The organism is Flavobacterium sp., assembly GCF_046153165.1.
Classification (GTDB): Bacteria; Bacteroidota; Bacteroidia; order Flavobacteriales; family Flavobacteriaceae; genus Flavobacterium.
Window position 1 is genome coordinate 1 of sequence record NZ_JBJXEN010000008.1, and the last position, 4,799, is coordinate 4,799.

2 protein-coding genes are annotated in these 4,799 nt (G+C 30.1%); both read left to right on the forward strand.

Features of this window, described 5'->3' with window-relative positions; genetic code table 11:
* Positions 1–194: 194 nt before the first annotated feature.
* Positions 195–1,604 (forward strand): hypothetical protein, encoded by a 1,410-nt coding sequence (locus tag ACKVOV_RS01240; RefSeq protein ID WP_409204959.1) that lies wholly within the window; start codon positions 195–197, stop codon positions 1,602–1,604.
* A gap of 173 nt (positions 1,605–1,777) precedes the next feature.
* Positions 1,778–4,624, forward strand: coding sequence for a reverse transcriptase domain-containing protein (locus tag ACKVOV_RS01245; protein WP_409204960.1), 2,847 nt, complete (start codon positions 1,778–1,780; stop codon positions 4,622–4,624).
* The last annotated feature ends 175 nt before the right edge of the window (positions 4,625–4,799 follow it).

Here is a 4,799-nt window from a genome sequence, read left to right on the forward strand (position 1 = left end):
GTTTCTAACTTAATCACCAGCAGTATTTATATATCGATTTTTATCTGTTTTTGTGTATCATTAGAAAATAATTTTTTGCTTGATAATGACAACTGGATTTGTCGAAAAATTTTTTATGAAAAAAAAACGCACACGCATAAATTAAAAAAAAAATTAATAAAAAAAAAAGAGAGAAATCTCTTCCACGTCGCACTATGTTTTCAAGTAGTGCGACAACAAATAATTGCCAATCTGGGCAAAAACCTGGCACCAATGGTGTTAACATGACCCGCTTGGGGTATCCGATAACGAATCAACATAAACAACCATTTCGTGGTGCCAACAATCGTCTAAACAAGCAACAATTTGAGATAACAAAACCTAAAACAATCCATTACCAAAACTCCATTCTCTTCAAATTTGACGCTTTTAATCAGTCATATAAAGCGGAAGAGATTATCAACGAATTAGAACAACAACTCCCAAGTGCCGTCTTAGATGCCATTACAGCAATTCGACCAATTGGGAGTAATAAAAAATGGGTAATCGCATTTAACAACACCATTGAAGCGTCCTCACTCGTCGATAAAACCGTACAAATGTATAATTCAGCCGTCAAACTCATCGACCCAAACCTCGATCAATCCGTGAAGCATGCGATAATAAGGATCCATTGGTTACCAGCAGAAATCAGTGACGAAGATATCACCAACTACATCAAAAAAAAATTCGACAGTGTAAAAAATATTGTGATTAATGAAGAAAACTTCTCAATAACAAACAACGAGCGTATGAGTAAACTTAAAAGCGGCATCAGGCGAATAAAATGTCAAATTTTACGGCAAGAAGAGTATAAACTTGGAGAACTAGTTGGTAAAACGGTTATCGAGGGACACAAGGCGCTGGTCACGGTTCCGGGGATCAAGATGTGTCTTAGATGTCTTGACCTCGGGCACGTCAAGAACGATTGCCAAGCGGGTGATCGTTGTCGAATTTGTCGAGGCTTTGGTCACGTGGCCAAGGAGTGCTCAACTGCAAACAAAATAATGGCGGCAACAAACGCAGAAAAAGAACAGTTATCGGCCGAATTGCAAACCATCGATGATAGTGAGAACAAAACAAACGACGAGCAATCACACGCGAACGAACCAGTTAAAGAGTCAACTACATCGGTACCAACAAATCAAGATAACCCAAATCCATTCGCACCAACTCAGAACGTTCCATTACCACCGCCACCACCCCCGCAATCGTATACGACTACGAATAACGAACGTTTGAAAAGAAATAATGGCGTTATTAGCCCAGATAACAGCCCCACAACAAACGACGCGACCTCAAAAATGCGGGCAATTGAAGAAGAAAGCGGCGAAAACAATGACGAACACGAAGCAACAGATGAAGAAGTAACCAACGATGATGAAAATGGCTACGAAGATCTCGAAATCGAGAATAATGAATCAGCCTCGAAGTCACCAAATAGTCAAAACTCACCGACTCACGACGATCTAACAATTTCTTCCATACGAAATGAGATAGCAATCGAAAAAATAGCTAGAAAATTGAGCCAGAAGCAAAAAAAACAATTATTAAAATCACAAAATGCAAAAACAGTAACCCTATAGTATTCTAATTTTTATTTTTCTATTTTTTAATTTTATTTTTACTTATTTATCAATTTTTATTTTTCATTTTTACTCTTAGACGTTATACTTTTAGTTTAATCTAATGTCTCTATTAGTAATTTTAATTTTCTCAAAAAAATTAATTTATTTATTTCTCTCAATTCAAATCAAAAATGTCTACTGAAATTAAAATAGCAACTTTTAATTGCAGAGGTATAAATGACAAGTCCAAAATTTATAAAATTGTTGATTTACTTGAGAAATTTAATGTGGAAATTTGTTTTTTACAGGAAACTCACTTAGATTCCTCAAAAACGATAGAAGACTATAAATCAATATTTTTAGATAGAAACATGGAAAGTGTTTGGACAATAAATGATAACAAATCAAAAGGAGTTGCTATTATTTTCAGCAAAAAATACTTTCAAGATTTTCAAAATTTAAATTATAAATTTTATGAAAATAGAATAACAAGCATTGATTTGAAAATAGGAAATAAAATCTTTACTCTAATTAATATTTATTCGCCAAACTTACCAAACGAACAAGTAGATTTTGTAGAAAAATTATATAACCATTGCAATAATAAAAAACATATTATTTTAGGTGGAGATTTTAACTGCGACTTAGACAATATTTCCTTGAATCCAAGTATCAATTTTAGAAAATGGCGAAACTTTTTAAATTTATTTGATTTTACAGAAATAAAAGATGAATCGTTAAACAAATTAAATTTTACATGGAAATCAGGTTGTAACTCATCAAGAATAGACAAATTTTTTTACAAGAAAAATAAAGATGTCAAGGTCAAGTATGTTGTAAATCAAATTAATAGTATAAGCGACCATAACTTTATAGTTAACTCAATCCAAAACATTGAATTAGATAAAAAAACAAAGTCTAAAAAATTAAATCCATGGAAATTAAATGAAATAGTATTAGAAGATAAATTCGTGGATATTTACATCATAAATAAATGCAAATTTATTCCTGTTCTAATAAGCCAATACGGTCATCTATGGTATGAATACTTTATAGAAGATATCATCAAAATGCTGAAAAGAGAAAGTAGGAGAATTAATGAAAAGAAAAAAGAGTATATAAATAATTTATATTTTGAATTAAACATTTTAAACTCACAAAATGATCTAGATCAAAGCATTAAAAATAAGATTGAAATCGACATTAAAAACAAAATCGACGATTATTATAAGGAAAAAAGAATAGGCATAGAAAAAAGAGCCTGCGAAATTAAAAGAAACTTTGTTTTCCAGCCTAGTAAAGTTTTAATAGAAAAAGAAATTAATAACGCCAAACGCAGCACCTTGAAAACATTTGAATGTAAAAATGGAAAAAGGACCGATAATATAGACGAGATAATGGAAGATATAACGCTCTTTTATAAAGAATTGTTAGGAAAAGATAGAATTAATAAGGAAAAGCTTAAAAATTATTCATTCAAAACGAAAAAAATATCAGAAGAGGACAGGAAAATGTATCTAGAATATGAGATCGACTATAAAGAGGCTTTTGAATGCATACAAAATATGAAAGAAGCAGCCCCTGGACCAAACGGCCTCACATTAGGTTTTTTTAAAAAATATTTCAAATACTTTGGCCACCACTTCGTAAAATTGCTAAATAGTAAAGGTAACAGTATCTCAAAGACATTTAGGCACAGTCTTATTAAACTAATACCAAAAAATCAAAACAAAATCAAAACGATAAACGATTTAAGACCAATTTCATTAACAAATTACGAATATCGAATAAGAGCAAAAATTTTCTCAAATAGATTATATAAATTAAGCAATAAGCTCATAGAAGACCACCAAACTTGTGGCATTATCGGAAGAAGAATGAACGACAACTTAGTCTTAGTAAGGGACTTAATTAATGATTCAAATTTAAGAAAAAATGAATTAAAACTAATAGGTGCCGACCAAAGAAAAGCCTACGATAGTATCAGTCATACATACATTTTTGCACTACTAGACCACATTGAATTAGGCAGTTTTTTTATTGAAAATATTAAAAAAATATATACAGATTCATATACTAATATTTTGATAAACGGTTATGCATCGGAAAAAATTTCAATCAACTCGGGAATAAAGCAGGGTTGTCCCTTATCCACCATGTTATATATTTTAGCCATTGAAGAACTGTTAATTAGAATAAAAAGAAATCCGAGCATCAAAGGTTACATGGTAAGTGGAAGTGAAATTAAAGTAACAGCCTACGCGGACGACGTTACAGGATATTTAATTGATGAAAGATCAATAAAGGAATTTTTTCTAGAATTTGCAGAATGGGGAGAAATTTCAGGTGCGAGTTTAAATGAAGAAAAAACTGAAATTATGCACGTTTTGAACAAAGAAAAAATAGTAGAAATGAAAATCTTAGGTATTTATTTTAACAATAATGGAATTACCAAGAGAAACTTTACAAATTTAGAAACAAAACTAGCCAAAACAATAGATATGTGGCAATCGAGTAAACTAAACATAATAGAAAGAGTTGTAGTTATCAAAACATTTATTTTAAGTAAATTCTGGTTCTTAGCAAACTTTACTAATTTTGATAAGAAATTCCTAAAGAATCAAAAATCTGTGATTTACAAATTTATTTGGAACAACTCACAAGAGCTAATAAAAAGAAACAGTTTAATACTACCTTACGATAAGGGAGGACTAAATATGGTACACATTGAAGCGAAACTCAGCACTATTAACGTACTTAATTTCTTATACATTTTAAAGAGTAAAGACAGAGTTTTTTATTGCCTCAGTATTTATTGGTTAAAATTTCAAATGAAGGGATTAATTCAAAATTTTAATATTATTCCATGCGGAAAAGATGAAGAAAGACCGAAGGAATATCAAAGTATGATTTCTAGTATATATGAGTTAAAAAAAATTAAAAAAGATTTTATTTCTCATCAATTTTTTTATAAATCAAATACATATAGAGTGAGAATAACCATAAACCACAATCTTGTGAAATTTTTATCGAATTGACCTCGGATGGTCTTAAATAATAAATTTACACTATTTTTAATAAAAAAAATAATAAAAATTTTTTGGCAATACCCTTTATCCCATTTTTACAGGTATTTTTAGATTTTAGGTGTTTTTACGGGAAATATGCACCATTTTTTTAAACTTATTAGATAAAAAACTATTTTTATTTTTT

Coding starts and splice junctions, on each gene's coding strand:
- ACKVOV_RS01240 (WP_409204959.1), top strand. CDS start 195: ATGTTTTCAAGTAGTGCGACAACAAATAATTGCCAATCTGGGCAAAAA.
- ACKVOV_RS01245 (WP_409204960.1), top strand. CDS start 1,778: ATGTCTACTGAAATTAAAATAGCAACTTTTAATTGCAGAGGTATAAAT.